Below are 23,773 nucleotides of genomic sequence, written 5' to 3'. Positions count from 1 at the left end.
ATAAACTTCCTACTTAAACTAATACAGAAAACAGCAAAAAAAATAGTAACTTCTAATTAAATTATTAAAAGTTACTATTTCAGTTCACCTAATTATACTCTCGATATGATTTTAAAAAGCCAACCACGGCCTTTGTATTTTTTCTTTTAATGTATTATAACTATCTATTGCAGTCCTCAATTGAATATCTAAATCTTGACTATTTGCAACTTGGGTATCATAATCTGATTTTGTCATCAGACCTAAATCATATTTTAGTTTTAATGTACTAAGTTGTCTATTATTTATCTGTATGCTACTCTTCAGATAATTTATATTGTCTTCTGTGGCAAGCAAATTGGTATATATAGTTTTAAGCGATTCCTTGTAAGTTTTTTTAGTTTCTTCTAACGTAGTTTCTTGAGTGTACACTCCTAACTTACTATTTAAATAAGCTAATCTCAATGATAGAGTAGTTGTATATGCACTTATATTAGTATTGTATTGATTCATATCATCAACATATTTCATATATGCGCCTAAATCATCAGTGTTTGCAGGTTTTGAAGGCTTCTTCGTAATTGCTTCATTGGTTTTATCTTCTGCTTTCTTTACATCCTCTTCGGACACTTGATTATCTTTGTCATCATAGTAATCTTTTTTTAACTTCAATAATTCACTACTATATTTTAGATACTTATCTATTGCATTATCCAAATATTCATCTATTGAACCATCTATTTTAAGTTGTTCATACTTAATATCTTGCTCCAAAGTGAACTTTGTTACATCCTTGCCTGTTAGTACCTTAAAACTATCTTGAGCATCTCTAAGTGTATTTATGCTTAAATTTTGTTGATTTTGTAAACTTTGAATTTGTAACTCCGTACTATCAAAATCTATTGAAGTCATGATGCCTAAATCTTTCTTTAATTTAGCATTACTAATATCCTTCTTTTTAAGCTCTAATATTTTTGAAGCCTTGTCTATTTTCATTTGGCTTGTAACTATATTATTGTAAGCAGTAGTAGTTTTTTGTACAAGCTTATCTTCATCAAAGTCTCTTTGTTGTTTCAACTGGCTTAATGTATTATCATTAATATCTTCATCGTAGTCCTTGTGGTCACTATCAGCATCCTTGGCATCATCAATTTTTTCATTAATATCATTAACCTTATCTTGATAGCTTATTTTCTTTTCATCTAATGCTAGAGTATTACTATTACTTATTGCTGCTTTTATAGCATCATCTAAAGTAAGAAGGACTTTTCCGTTTACTTGTATTTGTACATTTGCAGTAGTATTATTAGTACTTTCTACATTGTCTGATGCAAAAGCTGGAACAATACTTCCGCTTATAATACTTATACCAATCGCAAATGCAACAATCTTATTTACGTTCTTTCTCATGTTTATTCTCCTCTTATTTAAATTTTATCTTACTATTAAATACATTATTTTAAAGAATTAAAGGTTCCATTTCTAACTTGTCCTAATAAATCTAATAATACTCCTTACTTACTAAGTTGTAAAATTAATAATAACTGGAATATATTATTTTTTTCTTAACTAAAACTTAATTCCACCTTATAATTCCTATTAAATTTTTAGATATTGTGTTAATAAATTGAAACTATATAATGATTATATTTTTATAACTATTATAAGTCAATAATCTTTTATATTGTTTTCAGATTGTTAATAGTTTATAATTAAGTAATATACTATTACGTAAGGAAGGATTGTTTTTATATGGATAAAGATAACTTATTCAAAGTAGCTGATTCTTTAGTAAACTTTTTATGGATTATTAAAAAGTATGTACTTAAGGAAAATGATATTGCAAAAAATTTTCAATCTCCAGAAAAAGTTATAGAAGGTTGTATTCCCGATTTTTCGATACCACCATCACATATTAAGGTTATCTTTTATCTTGCTGAATTCAATTCATCTCCTATTTCTCAAATTGCAGAAAACTTAAATATATCAAAGTCTAATATGACTCCAATTATAGATAACTTAATTAGTCACGGATTAGTTAATAGATATTCCGACTCTAACGATCGAAGAATTCTTCGAGTTGAGTTAACAAAAAAAACTTTCGATTTATTGGATTCTTTTCGAGTTGCAATTTGCAATTCATTTGTTGATAAAATATCCGAACTCTCAGACGACGAAATAAGCACGTTAGATGAATCCATCTCAAACCTTATAACCATAATACGAAAACTAAAATAGAATATAACGCATAGTTAAAGGTCTGATTGAATTGATATTCAATCAGACCTTATTTTTACTTTTATATTTCTTATTTTTCCATTGCTTCCTTAAATGACTCTATTAAATCGTCAATATCCTCAAGCCCAACAGATACTCTTATTAATGTATCTGTTATTCCAAGCTCTTCTCTCTCTTCTTTTGGTATTGATGCATGGCTCATCTTAGCTGGGTATGAAACTATAGTTTCAACACTACCTAAACTAACAGCTACAGCTACATTCTTTACGTTATTTAAGAATACTTTTGTTCTATCAAATGTTTTAAATTTAAAAGATAATACTGCCCCTGCTCCATCTGCTTGCTCTAGATGCAATTCTCTTCCTTCCATCGAAGGTAGTCCAAGATAGTACACCTTCTCAACTTCTTCTCTTGACTCAAGCCATTCGGCTAATTTTTGAGCACTTTTTTGAAGCGCATCTAACCTAACTTTTAATGTTTTTATACCTCTAACTAAAAGCCATGAGTCTTGTGGTCCAAGTACTGCACCAAAAGTATTTTGTATTTGATAAACTCTATCTCCTAATTCTTTTGTTTTAGTTACAACAAGACCTGCTATAACATCACTGTGTCCTCCAAGAAATTTAGTTGCGCTGTGTACAACGATATCTATACCAAGCTCAATAGGTCTTTGTAGATATGGTGACATAAATGTATTATCCACTATAGTTATCGCACCATTTTCTTTAGCTAATTTACTAGCTGCTCTTAAATCTGTAACTTTTAACAATGGATTTGAAGGTGTTTCTAAATAAAGTCCCTTAGTATTTTCTTTAAACGCTTTTTCTATCTCTTCAATATTTGACGCATCTACAAAAGTAAATTCGATATTAAATCTCGAGAATAATTTTGTAGTAGCTCTATACGTCCCTCCATATACATCTCCACAGATTATAACATGATCTCCTGATGAGAATATTGACAATACTGAACAAATAGCTGCCATCCCTGATGCAAATGCAAATCCACATTCACCACCTTCAAGCTCGGCTATCAATTTTTCTACCACATCTCTAGTTGGATTTCCTGATCTTGCATAATCATATTTTCCGAAATTCTCTATGTCAAATTGGTGAAATGTTGATGTTTGATATATCGGAGTGCTTACCGATCCTGTTGTAGGATCTATGTCTCCACTTGCATGTATTAATTTAGTTCCAAAATTCATATTTAACGCCCCATTCTTATTTTTATTGTTTCTTACTTTAAAGCTATATAATCTATTTTCCAATTGCATTTTCTAAATCTTTTATCAGATCATCTATATTTTCTATTCCAACTGATAATCTAAGTAAATACTCATCTACACCTAATCTTTTCTTTATATCTTCTGGAATTTCTGAATGGGTTTGAGTTATTGGATATGTTATTAGTGTTTCAACTCCACCCAAACTTTCTGCAAATCTTATTATTTTAACTCTTTCTAGAATATTCGGAATTAATTCTTTATCTTTTACTCTAAATGATAATGTTGCCCCAAAACCAGTTGATTGTCCTTTGTTTACTTCGTAACCCTCGAAATTCTCTAATCCTACATAATAAACTTTTTCTACCTTAGGGTTACTTTCTAAAAATTTTGCTATCTTTATTGTATTTTCTTGTGACCTTTCTAGTCTTATATGTAAAGTCTTTATCCCTCTTAAAATTAACCATGAATCAAATGGCGATAAAGTCGCACCTGTTGACATATGAATTCTCCTAAGCTTTTGTAGAATTTCTTCATCATTTGCTACAATAAATCCTGCCAATAAATCGTGATGTCCTCCTAAGAACTTCGTTCCACTGTGAACTACTAAATCAGCTCCCAATTCTAACGGCCTTTGATAGTAAGGAGTCAAGAAAGTATTATCCACAATTAACAATAAACCATTCTCTTTAGTTATCTCTGCCACCGCTCTTATGTCCGTTACCTTCATCATTGGATTAGAAGGAGTTTCTATAAGAATAGCCTTTGTATTTTCTTTAAGAGAATTTAATATATTCTGTGTATCTGTAGTATCAATAAATGTTGCTTCTAATCCAAAATCTCTAAAAATATCATCAAATAATCTATATGTGCCTCCATATAAATCATCAGACAAAATTATATGGTCTCCAGATTTAAACAAGTGTATACAGGCCGTAATTGCTGCAACTCCTGAGGAAAACCCTATTGCTGATTTGCCACCTTCTAAAACAGCTAATGTTTTTTCAGCTTCTTCTCGAGTAGGATTTTGAGCTCTTGCATAATCATACCCAGTACTATTATTAAGCCCATGATGTTTAAATGTGGCAGCTTGATATATTGGAAAGCTTATAGCGCCTGTAGCTTCATCTCCACCTGATATCCCACTGACTGCAATTGTTTCAAAAGATTTTTTTAAAGTCATTGTTTTGCCTCCTTTAATTTGTTTTGCTTAATGCATTCTTTATTGCTAATAACGTAGATAATAGTAATTAAAAAAGCCACTTCAAAAATAAGAAGTGACTTTGTAGCCATAACATAAGTTCTAATAAGACTTAATTCCTCTCATTTTTCAAGATATTCTCTTGCAGGATTTAGCACCAACGAAAAAACTTATATAAAATTTTTTTCAGGTTGCCGGGTTTCAAAGGGCCAGTCCCTCCACCACTCTTAATAAGATTAACTTATCCAGATATTTTTTTGTTAATACTAATTATACATAGTTACAGAGACTTGTCAATAAATATTAGTAAAAATATCGACTTTCTATGTCATTAAAATTATAGAATGTTTTTTTATACTTTGAAAATTCTTTTCAATAAAAGAGAAGATAGCCAAATTAGGTTTTCAATCAAACCATAGTGACTATCTTCTGAAACTAAATTCTACTTATGCATACTTGTATTAAATATGTGATTGAGATTTACTCATTATTATTTTTATAAACTTATTCGTATCTTAAGGCTTCAATCGGATCAAGGCTTGCCGCTTTTTTAGCTGGATAGTATCCAAAAAATACACCTATTGCCATTGAAAAAGTGAAACTTATTAAAATTGTTGGTACAGATATCGATATTGGTGATTTTAATACCAGACATGCAATTATTCCCATTCCAATTCCCAGTACTATTCCTATTGTACCACCAATTGTACATATTATGACCGACTCAGTTATGAATTGCATTTTTATATGGCTACTTTTAGCCCCAAGAGCCTTTCTTGTTCCTATTTCTCTTGTTCTTTCTGTAACAGATACAAGCATTATATTCATTACTCCAATTCCACCTACGAGTAATGCTATTGCTGCAATTACAGATATGCCCATGGATATCATACCAAGTACTGATGTAATTGATTCTGCTTCATTTTGAAGATTCATAACTTGCAATTCCCAATACTTATTATTTTTATATAACTTATCTGTATACTTCTTCATATCCTTAACAAATTTTTCTGAATCAACATTTGTATTTGGTTTAATCATAAAACCATAGTAATTTTTATTCTTCTGCTCTGCTTTTGCAGTAGTTATAGGAATATATAAGCTAGTTTGTATATCCTTTTCTTTTGCCGCGGTCCCTCCTCCTTGAAGAAATGATGGAGGCTGATATTTATATACTCCTACAATAACATAGGTTTCAATACTATCTTGTACATAGACCTTTATTTCTTTTCCTATAGGATCAGACTTTCCTTTAAAAATATTATTTACGAGTTTATCTGAAACTACTGCGCTTTTTTTCATGCCTTTAATATCTTTATCGGAAATGAATCTCCCACTAATCATCTTTACATTATTAACGTCTTTATATCCATCATTTACTCCTGTAGTCGTTATATTAGCATACACGTATCCATCTTTTACTTTTCCTTGTCCTGTATCCGAATCTATACTTATATTGCTAATTCTATCCGAAAACGCTTCCTTAATTGAGTTTATCTGCTCCAAAGTAATAAGGTCACTATCTTCTGGTGATTTACCCGAATATCCTCTGTCAGAACCATCTTCACTCTTTTCTCTTACCTGAACCATCATATTATTAGCACCTAGCTTATCTAACTCACCTGATACTTTTGCAGTTATCGCACTTCCGATGGATACAATTCCTATAACAGAAGATATTCCAATGATAATTCCAAGCATAGTTAATAGTGATCGCATTTTACTTGCCCTTATTCCTGCTACTGCAAGTAATATATTTTCTTTTATAAACATATCTTTTCACCATCTGGAAATTTTTTAACATACTTGTCATTATACTCTTCTGATACTATATTTCCATCCTTTAGCGTTATAATTCTTTCCGTTTCCTCTGCAAGCTCATGGTTGTGAGTAATAAACACTATAGTCTTACCCTCTACTTCATGTACCTTATGAAACAAATCCATAACTAATCTTCCTGTTGAGGAGTCAAGAGCTCCAGTTGGTTCATCTGCTAATATTATACTAGGTTCATTTGCAAGTGCACGAGCAATAGCAACTCTTTGTTTTTGTCCCCCTGATAACTCGTTAGGAAGATGCTTCATTCTATCTTCCATTCCAACAAGTTCTAAAAGCTTTTCTGCTCTTTCTCTTCTTTCATGCCTATTCATTCCATAATAAAGCATTGGTAACTCAACATTTTTTAAGGCTGAGCTTCTTGGTATTAAATTATAGGTCTGAAATACAAATCCTATTTTTTTATTTCTCACTTCTGATAATCCATTATCTGTTTTTTCACCAACATTTGTACCATTTAAAATATATGTTCCGGAAGTTGGCCTGTCCAGTGCTCCTATAATATTCATTAAGGTACTTTTCCCTGATCCTGATGCACCAACTATTGATACAAATTCACCTTCTTTTATTGTTATATCTATATCTTTAAGGATATCTAATTGATTGGGAGTTCCAATATAAAAGCTTTTAACAATATTTCTCATATCTATTATATTATCTTTCAAAAAGTTCACCCCTCATTTATCTTAATTTTTTCTCCAACTTTACAAGTCGAAGGATCATCAATTATGATAATTCCATCAGAAATTCCCTCACCTGAAATTTCAACATTAAAATCAGATTCAACCCCTGTATCTACTGGAATCTCCTTAACTATATACTTATTAGGCTTATCATCAGCTTTTTCTGCTATATATATACTTTTACTATCATTATTTTGAACTATACTCTCAGATGAAACTGCAAAAATATCTGATTTCTCATTTAAAATAACATTTACTCTCGCATTCATACCAATTTTTATATTTTCATTGATGCCATTAATCTTTATTTTAGCTTCAAAACCTGTATCATTACCTGTCCCTTGTGATTGAGCTGTTGATTTAACTTGAGTCATATCACCCTTCTTAGCAGTTGGACTAACACTTATAACTTCTCCCTGAATAATTTCTTCTCCTGTTCCATCCGTCTTTATTTCGGCTCTTTGTCCTACTTTAATATTTGCTATATCAACCTCTTTTATTGATGCCGTTATTTCCATATTATCTAAGTTTTCTATTTGAAATAAAACCCCATTTCCAGAATTCCCGACAACAGCATTTACAACTGTAACTGTGCCATCAACCGTAGCTTTAATTGTACAATTATCTAATTGCTGCTTTTGTTTTTCTATTGCAATTCTTTGGCTATTATTGTTGCTGTTATTTTGTGCTGTATCATAAGTGCTCTTAGCTGTAGTCAGGGCTTGATTCACCTTAACTTTTGCATTATCTAATGCTACTATAGATTTCTCATAATCTGATTTTGCAGTTTCATAATCTATTTGAAATTTATTTAATTCACTCTTTGAAATTGCTTCATTATCAAATAAAGCTTTGTTATTCTCATAGATATTTTTCTTATCATCATAATTAATCTTTGCTAATTTTAGAGTTTCTTCAGCGTTCTTTATCTCCCCATTCGAGTTACTATTATATAACCGTAATTCATCATCATATGCTTTTCTTGCACTATCAAGCTGCACCTTAGCATTGGCTTCTGATACGTCAGCAGTAACTACAGCTTGTTCAATATCTTTTTCTAATCCTCCCGTATCTAATATAGCTAAAACATCTCCTGCTTTTACTTTATCTCCAGCCTTAATCTTGACCTCTTTTACCGGATTACTTATTGTACTATATATATTGGTAGTCTCCTGAGATTTTATTTCTCCTAAGACATTCACACTATTTATGATTTTTCCCTTTGATAAAACTGTATGTTTGATCTCTAAGGCTGGTTTAGGCATAACTACTTTAACTATTACAAATATTGCTGCTATTAAAAATATTGTACACAGTAATATTACTTTTTTACTTGGTTTCTTTTTCAGTTCTAATCCTTTTAGGATTATGCCTTTAGGTTTTAATTTCTTAATATCTAACTTTGGCATTTATAAATTCCCCCAATCTTTATAATTTTCATTGATTCATATGTAATACAAGTAGTTAACATAAATTCATTCTACTCTTCTATGCTTTCCCCTCATTGGTTTATGTACTTTACTACCATTCACATTAGTTCACATATATGGTCCCGTCTAATACTCAATAAGTATATCATTACAAATATAATATAACTCTTAATAAAACATTAACTTTTCCTTAAACAACATTATTTATATAAATGTGAATCTGATAATTATATAGTAAATCACTTTCATTCAATGTTATATTGATAATCCTTACATTTATCTTTCAATTTTGTAATAAAAAAATATAAGAACACAGCCTTTGATATGCTCCCTTCTAGGTAGACAGTTGAAATAATAAAACTGTTTTACTTAGAAGGGAGTAATTTTATGTCTAGAAATATCTTACCTAAAGAAAAACTTCAGGCAGTAAAAGAACATTTAGATGGAAAAGGTAGCTATGATTCTATTGCAAAGAAATATGGGGTGACCAGCGCACCTTTTAGAAAGTGGATTGCTAAATATCGGACTTTCGGAGAAAGCGCATTTATCCGAACTGGACATAATGCATGCTATAGCTCAGCCTTTAAACATAAGGTTGTTAATGCTTATATTTGTGGAGAAGGTTCATTGCAAGAATTAGCCGTAAAATACAAAATTCCATCAAATGATACTATATCTAAATGGGTTTTGAAGTATAATGGTCATGAGAAGCTGAAAGCTTATGGAGCAGGAGGGAAAACGATCATGATCAAAGGAAGAAAAACCACATTTGAAGAACGAGTTGAAATTGTACAATACTGCATTGCACATGAACATAATTATAAAGAAACATCAGAAAAATACCAGATTTCATATCAACAGGCTAGAGGCTATACTGTGAAATATGAAAAGGTTGGAATAGATGGCCTTCAAGACAGGCGCGGGAAGTGTAAACCCGAAGCTGAGATGAATGAATTGGAAAAATTGCGAGCAGAGAACAAGATTTTACGTGCTGAAAAGGAACGAGCTGAAATGGAGGTTTCCTTCTTAAAAAAACTCGAGGAGATAGAAAGGAGGCGGGGCTAAGCCGAGTTCGCCATGAATATATTTATCAGGCAATCAAAGAAGAAAATGCAAAATATAATTATCCTGTGCAAGCCTTATGCAAACTTGGTCGGGTTTCAAGAGCTGGTTACTATAAGTGGCTAAAAAGAGATGTTACCTTGAATGAAAGTGAAAATAGGCTCATTGCTGACAAGATTGAAAAGATTCACGAGAAGAGTCCAGACAAAGGGTATCGACGAATTCGAGATGACCTAGAACGCTATCATGATATCAAAGTGAATGATAAGCGTGTATTGCGTATTTGTCGTAAACTAGATATTCAATCTACCATAAAATATAAGAATAACGGTTGTACTAGACAGGCTAAGAATCCTCAATATATTGCGGAGAACCTTTTAAATCGAGAATTCAGTGCTTCCGCTCCGAATGAAAAATGGCTTACTGATGTAACAGAATTCAAGTATTATGTTCATGGTGAGAAGCGTAAAGTTTACTTAAGTGCTATTTTGGATCTTTATGATCGCCGAATCGTATCTTATGTTATTCGAGATACTAACAATAACTCATTGGTATTTGATACTATAGATGATGCTATTGCGAAAGAACCGAAGGCTCATCCCCTTTTTCATAGTGACAGGGGTTTTCAATATACCAACCGTGTATTTCATCAAAAGCTTACAGATGCAGGAATGACACAAAGTATGTCAAGAGTTGGAAAATGTATTGATAACGGACCGATGGAAGGTTTTTGGGGAATTATCAAGAGAGAGCGATACTACGGAAAACAATTTACAGATAAGATGTCTTTAGTAAAGATGATTGAAGAATATATCGATTATTACAACAATATACGCTTGCAGAGAAATCTTGGTGTATTAACACCGATGGAAAAGCATGAAATATATTTACATGCAGCATAAAAACTGCCAGCAGGTTAGACCCACTGGCAGAAAATTTTTTTATTTTTTTAATTGTCTACTTGACGGGAAGCAGTTCACTTTATATATTCTCTTTCCATTTATCATTATACATTTCTTAATAATTAATAAAAAAAGATGTAAGCGGATTTCATATTTTTGAAATTCACTTACATCTTAAATTATATAGATCTTATAACCCCTATAATTTAAAATAATATTTCCATTTTTATCTATCATTAAATTAATTTTAACCTAATGTAAAAAATTCATCTTTAATTCTTCCATTTAATGTTGGTGATAATTCATTTAAGTTTTTTAATATATTTATCTTGTTTTCACCGCTAGCTAAGGTAGGGATATAATCATTTCTGTCGTTTCTTGATGATATCATAGCGGGTAACACTTTATATTCAAAACCAACTAGTTTATTATCTTCAACCTTAACTTTAGTTTGAAGTATCAATGTTCTTTTATCAGGAGGGTTTGAGTTCCCTCCAAAGCAAAAGTTTCCCATGGAATATGCTATAAGTCTGCCTTTATAGCTTTCCATACTTTGAATAACATGAGGATGTGAGCCTATGACAGCATCAGCTCCATTATCAATAGCAAATCTCGCCAAGTTCTCTTGAACATCATATGGCCTATATGATCGCTCTATTCCCCAATGAAAATATGGGATTACAATTTCTGCGCCTTGCTTTCTTAAATCACTAATATCATTTGCTATTTTTACTCTCAAATCTTTTGAGTATTCCCAACCTGTATATCCCAAAAATCCAAACTTAACTCCTTTGATGTCTTTTAATATCTTATATCCTTCACCACAAATATCAACACTATTTGATTTCAAAGTATTAATTGTATCACTTATACCTTGACTACCATAATCATAAATATGATTATTGGCTATTGTAACACCATCTATAGATGCATTCGTAAGAATATTAACATATTCCTTAGGTCCTTTAAAATTATAAAACACCTCTCCATCTTTATGCGCTTTAACATTTGAGTCAGTAAATGTAGTCTCTAAATTCACTAATGTATAATCATCATTCTTAAATATATCTGATACATTTTGCATGAAATAAGAATAATTCCTTCCGCTATTAATGAATGCTGCCGGTAAACTACCGTCATAAGTAAATTTAGTATCAGTCCCTAGCGTAAAATCTCCAGCAAAGGAAATTAAAATCTCCTTCTTAACTGATTCTTTTACGATATTATCTTCATGCTTATCTTCATTAGTTGTTTCACTTATGATTTCATTATTTATTATATTACTATTAATTTCATTTTTCTGGATATTGGGAGTATTTATACTTTTCAAATATAACCCGAATCCACTAACAATGAATATACTTGCGACAATTGAAATAAAACTTCTTAAATAACCATTTTGTTTCTTCAAAGCTCCTTGACGTTTTTTTTCATGCTTATTGTAATTTCTTCTACTCATATATAGTCCCCCAATTTCTAGACTTTGAGTTATCTTTATACAAATATTAACACATTATACATTAAGCTTCTATAAATATGATCTTATTTTCTTAGATTTTATATACATTAATAACATCTTTCAGTTCTTCTGCAATAGTAGTTTGTTCATAAATAGCCTTAACAATAGTCCCCACTTGCTCAGTAACTTCATCCACATTTTTTTGTATATCTTGTGATTTACTAGCTGTCTCTACTGCATTTAAGCTTACTCTATTAATTCCTTGGGTTATTTGCATAATAATTTCTTCAATAGTCATGCTAGTATTTTGAACCTCTTCTGCCATGTTAGTAATTAATCTTGAATCATTTTCATAGCTAGTTGCTGTCTCAATTAATAGTTCATAATCACTATCTACATCTTCTTGTAAAAATGAAAGTAAATCTTTGCTATGCTCGCTCAAATTACTAAAAGCACCTTGTACCTCGCTGATGATCTTTTTTATTTTATCAACGGTATCTGTGCTTTGTTCAGCTAATTTCCTTACCTCGTCAGCAACTACAGCGAAACCTTTTCCTTGCTCTCCAGCCCTTGCTGCCTCTATTGCTGCATTAAGTGCCAAAAGATTAGTTTGCTCTGATACTCCTGCAATTACATCTGCCATCATTTTGATATCTTGTACCACACTGCCTTGCTCAATCGCATTAGTAATATTCTCAATCTTCTCTAAGTATATTCTCCTCGCATTTTCTGCAGCTGTTTGTCCCTTTTCTTTAACATGAATTGCTTTGTTTCTTATAGTTTCCGCAGATTTATTATCTGTTACTGCAAGTTCATTTAAGCCCGATACTACTGTCTTTATTTCAAATGTTGACGTATTCACTTCCTGGGAAACTGCACTTAGCTGTTCAACCTCACTAGAAATCACTTCAGTTGAAGAATTAACTTCCAATATTCTATTATTTATGCTATTAACTATATTATTAAGTTCTTCACTTGATCCTATTAATAGCTTTGAATAAGAATATATATTACCAACCATTGATCTATTAGCATTTATTGCTTCATTTAAACTTTCTATAACGTCTCCGAACTCTTTATCATAATTTCCTACAAGTTTTATGGTTAAATCACCTGCTCTTAATGAATGTGAAAATTTGCTCAATTCATTTAGAGGCTTAAGTATTCCTCTAATAATTATAATCGCAAGTATTAGAGTAACTATAAATCCAGCAATGGAAACAATAATTGATATATTAGTAAATTTATTTACCGAATTCTCAAGTTCTGTAATAGATGCTCTCATGCTTTGCTTTGTCATTGTCTGAACCGCTGCATTATTGATTATCTCCTGAGTTACTCCTAATTCTTTCACAATACTTTTCATTTGATTAATGCAAACGCTTGCTATTATAAGCATAAAGCTTAATACAATAATATAACTAACTATGATTCTATTTTTTAAGCTTGTTCCATTTCTCTTATTTTTTTCTCTTTTTATCTTCATTGTACTCTCCCTTTCTATAATAGTTTTAGTAAATCATTAGTTCTTTTGCTTGATTTTTAATTATCTCACCATTTAATTTTGTCGTTAAACGTTAACAAATGTCGTAAATCATATGTACTACTCTTCCATAAATAATTATCCAAGAGTAGTACATATAAAATAAAAGAACCCTCTAAAACTAAAAATATTTTTAATTTTTATAAGAATTCTTTTGTATTACATACTTATTTTTATAATATTATTTTTTAGACTATGAGTGAGTTTGCCCATTTAATCATTTAAAATGCTTATTATTAATAAATCCAATCGCAATCGCTTGCAGCTTTAAATAATACTTATTAAATTGAAAGTATTATTTAAAGGACTCTCTTTTTACAAGTTTAGTATCAATAATATAGTGGTCTATTGATTTTTCATCATTTTCCAAGGAGTCTATTAAGATTTTTACTGCATAATATCCAAGTTCAGCCGAATTAATATCTATTGATGATAGTGATGGACTTTGAAATTCATCTAGTGGATTATTATTAAACCCTACTACATCTATATTTCTTATATTGTTCTCTTTAAGAACTTTTAATGTTCCAAAAGCTAACACGTCATCTTCTACTATTATAGCCGTAGGTGTAGCTTTCTCTAATAATCTTACAGTTCCAATTCTACCTTCTTGTTCATTAAACTCCTTAACCATGACAACATTATTATCTTGTATTGATATCCCATTAATCTCACACGCCACTTTAAATCCCTTAAATCTATCCTTAGTTACATTCCATTCCTTTTTAGCCCCTAGGAAAGCAATATTTTTATGACCTTTTTTTATAAGTTCATTTACTAAATTATAAGTAGCTTGGAAATTATCATTATCAACCCATAACACATCCTCTGTCTCTTCCGGTCTTCCAATTACTACAAATGGGAACTGTGTTTCCTTAAGATACTTAATACTTTTATCCTCAGTTCTCGCACGTAATAAACATATTCCATCGACCAAATTACTAGTGATAAAATTATTAATGTACTCCAATTCTGTCTTCTCATCCTCACTAAATGCGTAAGTTATATAATATTTCTTATTTTGAGCGTAGCTGCTCATACCTTTCATTGCTTGGATAAAAAACGTACTAGTTATCAAATCATGAGCTTCACTTGGTAAAACTACACCTAAAATTCTGCTTTTCTTATTAGCTAGACTCCTAGCTATGGCATTAGGTCTATATTTTAAACGTTTTATTGCCTCCCTAACTTTCTCCTTAGTTTCTTCACTTATTTGTGAACTATCGGATATAACCCTAGATACGGTTGATGGTGATACATTTGCTTCTTTTGCTACTTCTTTTATTGTAACTTTCATATCCTCTACTCCTTTCTATACTAATAAACCACTGTAACATTTATTAATATTTATTTTAAAGCTTCTAAAATAAAAGCTTAAAAGTAGAATCTATTATTATAAGACTCTACTCATCTTAAATATTCTTATCTTTGCAGATAATTTGCTCTAATAATCTTAATATTATCATACCTATAAAAATGTTACAAACAGTATATTACTAAGTTTTACTAACAACAAAATTTACCGTACGGTTGTTAGTAAAGCCTCCAAATAAATAATAAGAAACTCCTAAATAAACAAGTGAAAATACCCTCTATTTATTAATATGGAAATAATCTTCACAATATATAAATTAATATTGCAAAGATTATTTAAGTAAATTCATATTAATTTTATAGATCTTGTACACTGTCTATATTAGACTTTTTATTTGTTCTTCCATAGATTTCAGTAAGCTTATTAATTTTTTCAGCCAAATCATCTGTTATTAATGATCCTTTTACTCTCCAACGCCAGTTATTTCCCAGTGTTGATGGTAAGTTAATTCTCGCTTCATTTCCTAAATCTAAGAAGTCTTGCATCTGAGCTATAGCAATATCCGCAATGCTACTCCAAGCCCCTCTTATGAACCCCCAATTATAGCCTTCCTCTTTGCTTAAGCCTAAATATTCTATAGCATTTTTAACTTGCTCTTTTGGCGCTGTTGTCTCCATCCACCCTCTAACAGTATCATTGTCATGAGTACCAGTATAAACTATAAAGTTCTTTTCATAATTATGAGGTAAAAAAGGATTTTCACTATCTGAATCGAATCCAAATGTTAATATTTTCATTCCTGGGAAACCAGTATTATTTCTCAATTTAATGGTTTCTTCAGTTAATGTTCCCAAATCTTCAGCAATTATATTAACATCTCCTAGCTCATCCTTAATTGCATTAAATACTTTTATTCCAGGTCCTTTTATCCATTCACCATTTTCTGCTGTATCATCACCATAAGGAATTGACCAATATGATTCAAATCCCTTAAAATGATCTATTCTAAGCACATCATATAGATTTAAACTTTGTCTTATACGATCAACCCACCATTTGTAATCTGTTTTCTCCATATAGTTCCAATCATAAATTGGATTTCCCCACAATTGTCCCGTTGCCGAGAATATATCAGGCGGACATCCAGCAACCTTTAGTGGCTTTAATGTCTTTTTATGAAGTAAAAACGCCTCAGGGTTGGCCCACACATCAGCACTATCTTCTGCAACATATATAGGCATATCTCCTACTATTTCAATATCTAATTCATTTATATATGATTTTAAGTTTTCCCATTGTTTATAAAATTCATATTGTAGGAACTTCCAGAATCCTATTTCATCGATTAATAGTTTTTTATACTTTTCGATAGCTTCTGGTTTCCTTAGTTTGATGTCTTCATCCCATGTCTGCCAGCTTTTTAAACCGAAATGATTTTTAACAGCCATATATAATGCATAATCTTCAAGCCAATATGTCTCTTTTTCTTCAAATTTTTTTGCATCTTTAGAATCTTGTATTTTAAAATTTTCATACGCTTTTCTTAAAACCTTGAATTTTTCTACAAATATTACACCATAATCAATATCCTCAGTATATTCACCAAAGCTAACTGTCTCGTAGTCTTCCTTACTAAGTAAGCCATCTTTTCTTAATATCTCAAAATCTATGAAATACGGATTTCCAGCAAATGCTGAAAAAGATTGATAAGGTGAATCACCATAACTCGTAGGGCCTAAGGGCAGAATCTGCCAGTACCTTTGTCCTGCTTTCTTTAAAAAATCTCCGAATTCATATGCTTCATTACCAAAGGTTCCTATTCCGTATTCTCCTGGTAGCGAAGCAATGTGCATAATAATACCACTACCTCTATTCATATCTTCCTCCTATTTTCACCTTTCGTTCTAAATATTCTGCGGAAATTTATACTCTCTCACAGCTTAAGCAAGCGTTTGCGTAAAAACCTATAAATTAGTTATTGTTAACTATAACAATCTAAATAACTCTATTCTGCCATAGTTAAAAATCAAGAGACTATCCTCAAAAGTATTTCTTAAACTATTCTAATTTATAGAGTTTCTTAACTAAAATTTAAATTATACCTTTTCTAACCTGCTCTACAATATTATGATTTATTGATATATATTAAATCTTGATTAAAAATCCGCATTTCATTAAATTACTACATTAAGCAACTTTTAAAGTAGTCTCTAAATTCTTATCAATAATTATTTTATTGATCCTTGAACAATCCCTGCAATTATTTGCTTTTGAACAAAGAAGTAGAATATAACTATTGGAATTATAGCTAAAATCAATGCCGCCATTGCTAATTCCCATTGTTTTGAGAATGCTCCAAAAAAATTATTCATAGCTAGTGGTATAGTATTTATTTTGCCGTTTACTGTTAAGAATGGTAACAAGAAATCATTCCATACCCATATACTATTTAATACTGCTACTGTAACAGTAGTTGGTTTTAATAATGGTAATATTACTTTTAAATAAGTTTGCCATTTACTGCATCCGTCTATAGTTGCCGCCTCTTCAACTTCTTTTGGTATACCTTTAATAAATCCATGAAATAAGAATATGCTCATACTAACACCAAATCCTATATACATAAATATAAGACCATAGTGAGTACCTAACATCTTAATAGGACCAATTTGAATCTTTGCCATCCATTTTACAAGTGGTAGCATTACAGCCTGGAATGGTACTATCATTCCTGAAGTGAATACATAAAATATTATCTTACTCTTCTTACTTTGATCACGGACCAATACCCATGCAGCCATTGAAGAAAATAAAATTATTAATGCTACGCTTCCAACTGTTATCACCATTGAATTAATAAATGAGTTTAGCATATCCATTCTATTTATAGCATCTAAATAGTTTTTTAAATTCCATGTAGTTGGTAACCCTGTGGTATTCGCAAAAATTTCCCTTCTTGTTTTAAATGAATTTATGAACATTAAGTAGAAGGGTGCCATGTATAATATTAGTAATGCCCACGCAAATCCTTCTAGGAATTTCAGCCTTCCAGTATAGCTATCTAACGTTTTTAACTTTTTATTTGATTTACTTTTTTCTGCATTATTAACCATTTTACTTGCTTCCATTATGCTTCTACCTCCTTCTTTTTGTTGAAGTAAACTTGTGTTAAAGAAATAGTAGTTACAAGTATAAAGAATATAATAGCTTTAGCTTGCCCTATCCCCATATTATTTACTACAAACGCTTCTTTATATATATTTAAAGCTAACATTTCAGTAGTTTTTGCGGGTGTTAGAGAGAAGTTTAAGTCAAATAATTTAAACGAATTAGCTAAAGTTAAAAATAAACAAATCGTCATTCCTTGTCTTACCATAGGTATAGTTATATTCTTAAACGTATGCCATCCATTTGCTCCATCAATATGTGCTGCCTCTATTAAGTCAGTTGGGACATTTTCAAGAGCCGCTACGTAAATTACCATTATATATCCAGCATATTGCCATGTTGAAACAATTAGCATCGCAAACATTGCTGTACCTGCATCCTGTAATAGGGATGTCGAAAGCGCTTTGCTTCCGAAAACCTGACCAAGTCCAGTAAATACTGAGTTAAACATAAATTGCCATATAAATCCTAGGATAAGCCCTCCTATTAGATTTGGCATAAAGAATCCAGTTCTTAAGAAATTATTAGTTTTTAATTTTCTTGTAACTGCATATGCTAGTCCAAAACCAACTAAATTAATACTTATTACACTTGCAATTGTGTATAATATAGTTATTTTTAAAGAATATATGAATTGTTCATCTTTAACAAGATTTATATAATTCTTTATTCCAACAAAATCATATTCCGGATTCGCACCATTCCAATTTGTAAATGTATAATAAATACCAATTATGAATGGGATTATTACTACCATTGTTATTGCAAATAGAGATGGACCTACAAAAATCCAAAAATCTCTACTATCTTTCATTTTCTTACCCATATACTTGCTCCTTTCTAATAATATTTATTATTATGTTCTAAGACTTATATATAAATTCTTATAAAATATTCATGAGGAAGTTTTAGTTTCCCCATGAATCCATTTTGAACTTTTTAATTTATTATTGTTTAGCTTTTTGTTCCGCGTCCTGAAGACCTTGTAACATATCTTTCTTAGCTTGCGCTCCCATGTCAGTTGTAAGGAACTTAGAGAATACAGGTCCTATATTATTCATTGTAAATCCATCTGGTAGATTAGTAAATGCCCATGGAAGTGTTTTCCCTGCTTTATTATACTCAGATATTGATTTATTTAATTTATTGTCACTTTCAACTGCAAAGTTTGTGAATGCAGGGATCATGTTCATATCTTTAACTAGTGATTCTTGACCAGTTTTGCTATTAACCATCCAATCTAAGAATTCTTTAGCTTCTTTATTAACTTTTGAGTCTTTATTTACTACCCAGTACATTGGAACCCCTACTGGAATTGATCCACTTACCTTTGTATCATTATTGATAGCTAAAGGTGCAAATCCCATATCAAATTTAGCATCTAAATTCTTTAAATCTCCAGCAACCCAGTTACCTTGGTGTAGGAATGCAGTTTTTCCAAGTGCGAAGTTACCAACTTGATTACTGTAATCTATTGTATCTAATGTTTTTCCTCCGCCATATTTGCAAAGTAATTCTACAAGATTCATCCAATCATTAAATTGTTTATTATTAACTAAATCTGCTTTTCCTGCAACGTAGTCTTGCGTAAATTGTTTTGGATTTTCTTGAGCTGCTAACGGAATATTAAATGTATGATTACCAGTTACCCAAGTTTCTTTAGTTGTATATGATACAACATTATCAATTCCTAATTCAGCTTTTTTGCTATCCAATTTTTCAAATGCTGCTTTTAACTTATCAAATGTATCTATAGATTTGGCATCGATTCCAGCCTTGTCCAAAATTTCTTTATTATATATTAGTCCATAACCTTCTGTTGCTGCTGGCATACCATATACTTTTCCGTCAAAGGTAACTGTATCTAATGTTCCCTTAACAGCATTACTTACCCATTTTTCTGAGCTTAAATCGTCAATTTTATGTTTCCAAACTCCATAATCTCCTGCACCTTGGATCATAAATATATCTGGTTCAGTACCTTTTTGGAATTCTGCTTTTAGTGATGCACCATAGTCTGCACCTCCACCTACTGAAGTAATTTCTACTTTGACTCCTTTTTCTGCCTCATACTTTTTAGCTAGTTCTTGAAGCGCATCGTTAATTTCAACCTTTAATTGAAATACTTTAATTGTTTTTCCACTTCCAGAATCGCTTGTATTCTTTGACTCAGTGCTTGATGATGTTCCACATCCAACCATAGTTCCAACTAATAGCGTAGAAGCCAAAATTGTTGATAAAAATTTTTTTGTTTTCATGTGAATACCCCTCCATTAAAATTCATTTGATTTTTGATTTTTTTCAAAAACCTTATACTATATTATATAACATATATCTAAAATTTTATTTTTAGATATATAATGTTAACATATTTTGAAATTTCTTTCGCAAGCGTTTGCGCAATTTTGAAAAAATTTAGTCCTTCTAGTATTTCTCATACTATCTAGACTCATGTTAACCTTTTCTCGAAGTAAATTCTTCTTTATGATTTAAGTATATCAATTAAAGAAAACTTTTACAAGTAATATTTTTCTTAATTATAAGGAAATTTTGATAGTTTTTCTTTTATTTATTATTAATTTCTCCGTTATAATACGGTTTTAACAAAATCGGTTGCATAAATTTATTATAATACATTTATTCATAAACTCGTACTGTTTTCCTTTATTAATAATGATTTTTCTCTTCTAGTTAATCTTTTTATTTCATACTCTCTCCTCATAGCATCTCTTTTATCCTCAAATATTTCGTGATATGCTAACTTAACAGGGCCTCTGCCTTTTGTATATTTCGCTCCAATTCCATTTGAATGCATTTCAATTCTCTTTTCTAGATTATTTGTCCACCCCGTGTAAAATGTCCCATCTGAACATTCCACGATATATACATAATTCATTTATTACCTCTACTTCTACATTAAAAATTGTATTGATTTCTGCATAAACCAGAAAATCTTTCATAATAAATTATATCAAAAAAGAAGACGAGCATCTAATATAAATCTCGTCTTCTAAAAATATAAATATTATTTTATATTAGTCTACCTTAGCTGTATCTATCCAGCTCATCATTCCTCTTAATTCCTTACCAACTTTTTCGATTGGATGTTCAGCTTCCATTCTTCTTCTTGCATTGAATCCTGGTCTATTAGTTTCATTTTCTAATAACCAGTTCTTAGCGAATGTACCGTCTTGGATTTCAGTAAGAACTTTCTTCATTTCTTTCTTAGTTTCATCAGTGATTATTCTTCTACCAATTTGGTAATCTCCATATTCAGCTGTATCTGAAATTGAATATCTCATCATGCTTAATCCACCTTGATATAATAAATCAACGATTAATTTCATTTCATGCATACATTCAAAATAAGCATTTTCCGGAGCATATCCTGCTTCTACCAAAGTTTCAAATCCTGCTTTGATAAGTTCTGAAACCCCACCACAAAGTACTGCTTGTTCTCCGAATAAATCAGTTTCTGTTTCATCTTTAAATGTAGTTTCAAGAATACCAGCTCTTGCTCCACCAACTCCATTAGCATATGCTAAAGCGTATTGTTTTGCTTTTCCTGTTGCATCTTGGTGTACAGCAATTAAGCAAGGTACTCCAGCACCTTCAGTATATGTTCTTCTTACTAAATGCCCTGGTCCTTTAGGTGCAACCATAAATACGTCAACGTATGATGGCGGAACTATTTGACCAAAGTGTATGTTAAATCCATGAGCAAATACTAATGCATTTCCTTCTTCTAAGTTTGGAGCAATTTCTTCGTTATATATTTTTCCTTGCTTTTCATCTGGTAATAAAATCATGATTAAATCTGCTGCTTTTGCTGCATCTGCAACTGTAGCAACTTGTAATCCAGCTGCTTCAGCTTTAGCCCAAGATTTACTTCCGTTATATAATCCAACAACAACGTCCACTCCACTTTCATGAAGATTTAGCGCATGCGCATGACCTTGGCTACCATAACCTATTATAGCAACTTTCTTTCCTTTTAATAAATTTAAATCTGTGTCCTTTTCGTAATACATTTTTGGCATTTTAATTACCCTCCTAGTTATTATTAATATCTTCTTCGCTTATTATTTGATTAATTGGTGCACCAGGTGCAACCATAGGAAAAACTTTTTTATCACTGTTTATTAGATAATCTATAAGAACTGGACCTTCTGAATCCAGAGCTTTTCTAAGTATATAGTCTATTTCATCCACTTCAGTTATTCTAAATGCTTTGGCTCCAAAAGCCTCAGCAAGCTTAACATAATCTGTAGGTCTATCTAAGGTTGTTTGAGAATATCTTCCTTCATAGAAAAAGTCCTGCCATTGTCTTACCATTCCTAGGCAATTATTATTCATAATTACTTGGATTAATGGAAGTCTATTTTTAACTGCAGTAACTAATTCATTACAATTCATCCCAAAACTTCCGTCACCAGCAATATTAATTACTCTTTTATCTGGCTTACCAACTTGAGCTCCGATTGCAGCCCCAAGACCATATCCCATTGTTCCAAGACCGCCAGATGTTATGAAAGTTCTTTCATTTCTAAAATTGAAGTATTGTGCCGTCCACATTTGGTGTTGACCTACTTCAGTAGATATTATGAAACTTCCGTCATTTAACTTATTTAACTTATCAAAGAATAATTCTGGTGTTAAACCACAATCTGATTTAACCTTCTTATTTTCTTTTAAGCTGTTTATTGTATTAATCCATTCTTCGTTTCGCTTTACGTTAATTAAAGGTATTAATTGACTTAATGCTACTTTCAAATCTCCTACAATACAAGTATCAACTTTAACATTTTTATTTATTTCTGCTGGATCAACATCTATTTGTAGCACTTTTGCATTCTTAATATGATTTTGATTACTTATAACTCTATCACTAAATCTAGCTCCAAGTGTTATTAATAAATCACATTTAGTTGCAGCAATATTTGATGCTTTTGTTCCATGCATGCCTATCATTCCTGTATATAATTCATGATTATTAGGAAATTCCGCCATACACATAAGTGATGTTGATACAGGTGAATTTATCTTTTCCGCAAAGCTTAAAAGTTCCTCTGTTGCCTCAGCTATCCCAATACCACCGCCTGCATATATAAGTGGTCTTTTACTTTGATTTATTAAATCTACGGCTTCTTGTAAAGACTTTTCTGTAATATATTCAGATTTTCTAACGACTTCTTTAGGAAATATTTTATTGTACTGAGTTTTATCAGCAGTAATATCCTTTGGAATATCTATTAATACCGGTCCTGGTCTACCCTCCTGTGCTATATAAAAGGCTTCCTTAATTATATTTTGAAGTTCATTAACATCCCTTACAATATAATTATGTTTTGTTATGGGCATTGTTATTCCAGTTATATCAACTTCTTGGAAACTATCCTTTCCAAGCAATGGTTGAGCCACATTTCCTGTAATAGCAACCATAGGAATCGAATCCATATATGCTGTCGCGATGCCTGTTACTAAATTAGTAGCTCCTGGCCCTGATGTTGCAAGACAAACCCCTACTTTTCCAGTAGCTCTTGCATATCCATCAGCTGCATGAGATGCACCTTGTTCATGACAAGTTAAAATATGATTTATTTTATCTTTATACTTGTATAATTCGTCATATATATTTAATACTGCTCCACCTGGATATCCAAATATAGTCTCTACTCCTTCATCAAGTAATGACTTTATTAAGATTTCAGCCCCCGTTAATAACATTTTAC

Annotated in this window: 19 protein-coding genes and 1 riboswitch; of the genes, 3 read left to right on the top strand and 16 right to left on the bottom strand. The window is 31.1% G+C overall.

Features of this window, described 5'->3' with window-relative positions; all coding sequences use genetic code 11:
- Positions 1-111 precede the first annotated feature (111 nt).
- Entirely contained in the window at positions 112-1,389 is a 1,278-nt protein-coding gene (locus D2A34_RS21190) for a TolC family protein (protein ID WP_119367859.1), read from the bottom strand.
- A 342-nt stretch (positions 1,390-1,731) separates the two neighbouring features.
- Between D2A34_RS21190 and D2A34_RS21185 the strand changes: the two genes are divergently transcribed.
- Positions 1,732-2,217 carry a MarR family transcriptional regulator gene (locus tag D2A34_RS21185; RefSeq protein WP_119367858.1) on the top strand — a complete coding sequence of 162 codons (486 nt, stop codon included), beginning with the start codon at positions 1,732-1,734 and terminating at the stop codon, positions 2,215-2,217.
- A 70-nt stretch (positions 2,218-2,287) separates the two neighbouring features.
- On the opposite strand, the gene D2A34_RS21180 is transcribed toward D2A34_RS21185, so the two are convergent.
- From D2A34_RS21180 to D2A34_RS21160, 5 genes are all read right to left on the bottom strand, one after another.
- Entirely contained in the window at positions 2,288-3,424 is a 1,137-nt protein-coding gene (locus D2A34_RS21180) for a trans-sulfuration enzyme family protein (RefSeq protein ID WP_119367954.1), read from the bottom strand.
- Positions 3,425-3,476: 52 nt separating this feature from the next.
- On the bottom strand, positions 3,477-4,625 hold the full coding sequence (locus tag D2A34_RS21175; protein WP_119367857.1) for a trans-sulfuration enzyme family protein: 1,149 nt from the start codon (positions 4,623-4,625) through the stop codon (positions 3,477-3,479).
- Positions 4,626-4,762: 137 nt separating this feature from the next.
- Positions 4,763-4,880, bottom strand: a riboswitch (SAM riboswitch).
- A 267-nt stretch (positions 4,881-5,147) separates the two neighbouring features.
- Positions 5,148-6,416, bottom strand: coding sequence for an ABC transporter permease (locus tag D2A34_RS21170; RefSeq protein ID WP_119367856.1), 1,269 nt, complete (start codon positions 6,414-6,416; stop codon positions 5,148-5,150).
- A complete protein-coding gene (locus tag D2A34_RS21165; protein ID WP_119367855.1) occupies positions 6,407-7,144 on the bottom strand; it encodes an ABC transporter ATP-binding protein in 738 nt (245 codons plus the stop codon). Before D2A34_RS21165 ends, D2A34_RS21170 begins: the two co-directional genes overlap by 10 nt.
- 5 nt (positions 7,145-7,149) lie before the next feature.
- Entirely contained in the window at positions 7,150-8,571 is a 1,422-nt protein-coding gene (locus D2A34_RS21160) for an HlyD family secretion protein (RefSeq protein WP_119367854.1), read from the bottom strand.
- Positions 8,572-8,979: 408 nt separating this feature from the next.
- Between D2A34_RS21160 and D2A34_RS21155 the strand changes: the two genes are divergently transcribed.
- Both D2A34_RS21155 and D2A34_RS21150 read left to right on the top strand, forming a co-directional pair.
- Positions 8,980-9,657, top strand: coding sequence for a helix-turn-helix domain-containing protein (locus D2A34_RS21155; RefSeq protein ID WP_119365407.1), 678 nt, complete (start codon positions 8,980-8,982; stop codon positions 9,655-9,657).
- 20 nt (positions 9,658-9,677) lie between these two features.
- Positions 9,678-10,556, top strand: coding sequence for an IS3 family transposase (locus D2A34_RS21150; RefSeq protein ID WP_119365406.1), 879 nt, complete (start codon positions 9,678-9,680; stop codon positions 10,554-10,556).
- A gap of 247 nt (positions 10,557-10,803) precedes the next feature.
- Here the strand turns inward: D2A34_RS21150 and D2A34_RS21145 are convergent, their stop codons facing one another.
- From D2A34_RS21145 to ilvB, 10 genes are all read right to left on the bottom strand, one after another.
- The gene (locus tag D2A34_RS21145; RefSeq protein WP_119367853.1) at positions 10,804-12,015 is read right to left on the bottom strand and encodes a CapA family protein; all 1,212 of its coding nucleotides are present in this window, start codon (positions 12,013-12,015) and stop codon (positions 10,804-10,806) included.
- Positions 12,016-12,106: 91 nt separating this feature from the next.
- Positions 12,107-13,501: a methyl-accepting chemotaxis protein gene (locus D2A34_RS21140; RefSeq protein ID WP_119367852.1), complete on the bottom strand. Its 1,395-nt coding sequence runs from the start codon at positions 13,499-13,501 to the stop codon at positions 12,107-12,109.
- A 352-nt stretch (positions 13,502-13,853) separates the two neighbouring features.
- Positions 13,854-14,855 carry a LacI family DNA-binding transcriptional regulator gene (locus D2A34_RS21135; RefSeq protein WP_079437701.1) on the bottom strand — a complete coding sequence of 334 codons (1,002 nt, stop codon included), beginning with the start codon at positions 14,853-14,855 and terminating at the stop codon, positions 13,854-13,856.
- Between the two features lie 374 nt (positions 14,856-15,229).
- The gene (malQ, locus tag D2A34_RS21130) at positions 15,230-16,750 is read right to left on the bottom strand and encodes a 4-alpha-glucanotransferase (protein ID WP_079437700.1); all 1,521 of its coding nucleotides are present in this window, start codon (positions 16,748-16,750) and stop codon (positions 15,230-15,232) included.
- Between the two features lie 351 nt (positions 16,751-17,101).
- Positions 17,102-18,001: a carbohydrate ABC transporter permease gene (locus D2A34_RS21125; RefSeq protein WP_119367851.1), complete on the bottom strand. Its 900-nt coding sequence runs from the start codon at positions 17,999-18,001 to the stop codon at positions 17,102-17,104.
- Entirely contained in the window at positions 18,001-18,867 is an 867-nt protein-coding gene (locus tag D2A34_RS21120; RefSeq protein ID WP_119367850.1) for a carbohydrate ABC transporter permease, read from the bottom strand. Before D2A34_RS21120 ends, D2A34_RS21125 begins: the two co-directional genes overlap by 1 nt.
- Positions 18,868-18,988: 121 nt before the next feature.
- Complete coding sequence (locus tag D2A34_RS21115; RefSeq protein ID WP_119367849.1) at positions 18,989-20,299, bottom strand: ABC transporter substrate-binding protein; 1,311 nt, start codon at positions 20,297-20,299, stop codon at positions 18,989-18,991.
- Positions 20,300-20,682: 383 nt separating this feature from the next.
- Positions 20,683-20,937 carry a GIY-YIG nuclease family protein gene (locus D2A34_RS21110; RefSeq protein ID WP_119367848.1) on the bottom strand — a complete coding sequence of 85 codons (255 nt, stop codon included), beginning with the start codon at positions 20,935-20,937 and terminating at the stop codon, positions 20,683-20,685.
- 139 nt (positions 20,938-21,076) lie between these two features.
- On the bottom strand, positions 21,077-22,081 hold the full coding sequence (ilvC, locus tag D2A34_RS21105; protein ID WP_079437695.1) for a ketol-acid reductoisomerase: 1,005 nt from the start codon (positions 22,079-22,081) through the stop codon (positions 21,077-21,079).
- Positions 22,082-22,094: 13 nt separating this feature from the next.
- A complete protein-coding gene (gene ilvB / locus D2A34_RS21100) occupies positions 22,095-23,768 on the bottom strand; it encodes a biosynthetic-type acetolactate synthase large subunit (protein WP_119367847.1) in 1,674 nt (557 codons plus the stop codon).
- Between the last annotated feature and the right edge of the window lie 5 nt (positions 23,769-23,773).

The sequence above is a fragment of the Clostridium chromiireducens genome (assembly GCF_003575225.1).
Classification (GTDB): Bacteria; Bacillota; Clostridia; order Clostridiales; family Clostridiaceae; genus Clostridium; species Clostridium chromiireducens.
This window is presented reverse-complemented; position numbering and strand designations above follow the sequence as displayed.

Coding starts and splice junctions, on each gene's coding strand:
- D2A34_RS21190 (WP_119367859.1), bottom strand. CDS start 1,389: ATGAGAAAGAACGTAAATAAGATTGTTGCATTTGCGATTGGTATAAGT.
- D2A34_RS21185 (WP_119367858.1), top strand. CDS start 1,732: ATGGATAAAGATAACTTATTCAAAGTAGCTGATTCTTTAGTAAACTTT.
- D2A34_RS21180 (WP_119367954.1), bottom strand. CDS start 3,424: ATGAATTTTGGAACTAAATTAATACATGCAAGTGGAGACATAGATCCT.
- D2A34_RS21175 (WP_119367857.1), bottom strand. CDS start 4,625: ATGACTTTAAAAAAATCTTTTGAAACAATTGCAGTCAGTGGGATATCA.
- D2A34_RS21170 (WP_119367856.1), bottom strand. CDS start 6,416: ATGTTTATAAAAGAAAATATATTACTTGCAGTAGCAGGAATAAGGGCA.
- D2A34_RS21160 (WP_119367854.1), bottom strand. CDS start 8,571: ATGCCAAAGTTAGATATTAAGAAATTAAAACCTAAAGGCATAATCCTA.
- D2A34_RS21155 (WP_119365407.1), top strand. CDS start 8,980: ATGTCTAGAAATATCTTACCTAAAGAAAAACTTCAGGCAGTAAAAGAA.
- D2A34_RS21145 (WP_119367853.1), bottom strand. CDS start 12,015: ATGAGTAGAAGAAATTACAATAAGCATGAAAAAAAACGTCAAGGAGCT.
- D2A34_RS21140 (WP_119367852.1), bottom strand. CDS start 13,501: ATGAAGATAAAAAGAGAAAAAAATAAGAGAAATGGAACAAGCTTAAAA.
- D2A34_RS21135 (WP_079437701.1), bottom strand. CDS start 14,855: ATGAAAGTTACAATAAAAGAAGTAGCAAAAGAAGCAAATGTATCACCA.
- malQ (WP_079437700.1), bottom strand. CDS start 16,750: ATGAATAGAGGTAGTGGTATTATTATGCACATTGCTTCGCTACCAGGA.
- D2A34_RS21125 (WP_119367851.1), bottom strand. CDS start 18,001: ATGGAAGCAAGTAAAATGGTTAATAATGCAGAAAAAAGTAAATCAAAT.
- D2A34_RS21120 (WP_119367850.1), bottom strand. CDS start 18,867: ATGGGTAAGAAAATGAAAGATAGTAGAGATTTTTGGATTTTTGTAGGT.
- D2A34_RS21115 (WP_119367849.1), bottom strand. CDS start 20,299: ATGAAAACAAAAAAATTTTTATCAACAATTTTGGCTTCTACGCTATTA.
- D2A34_RS21110 (WP_119367848.1), bottom strand. CDS start 20,937: ATGAATTATGTATATATCGTGGAATGTTCAGATGGGACATTTTACACG.
- ilvC (WP_079437695.1), bottom strand. CDS start 22,081: ATGCCAAAAATGTATTACGAAAAGGACACAGATTTAAATTTATTAAAA.
- ilvB (WP_119367847.1), bottom strand. CDS start 23,768: ATGTTATTAACGGGGGCTGAAATCTTAATAAAGTCATTACTTGATGAA.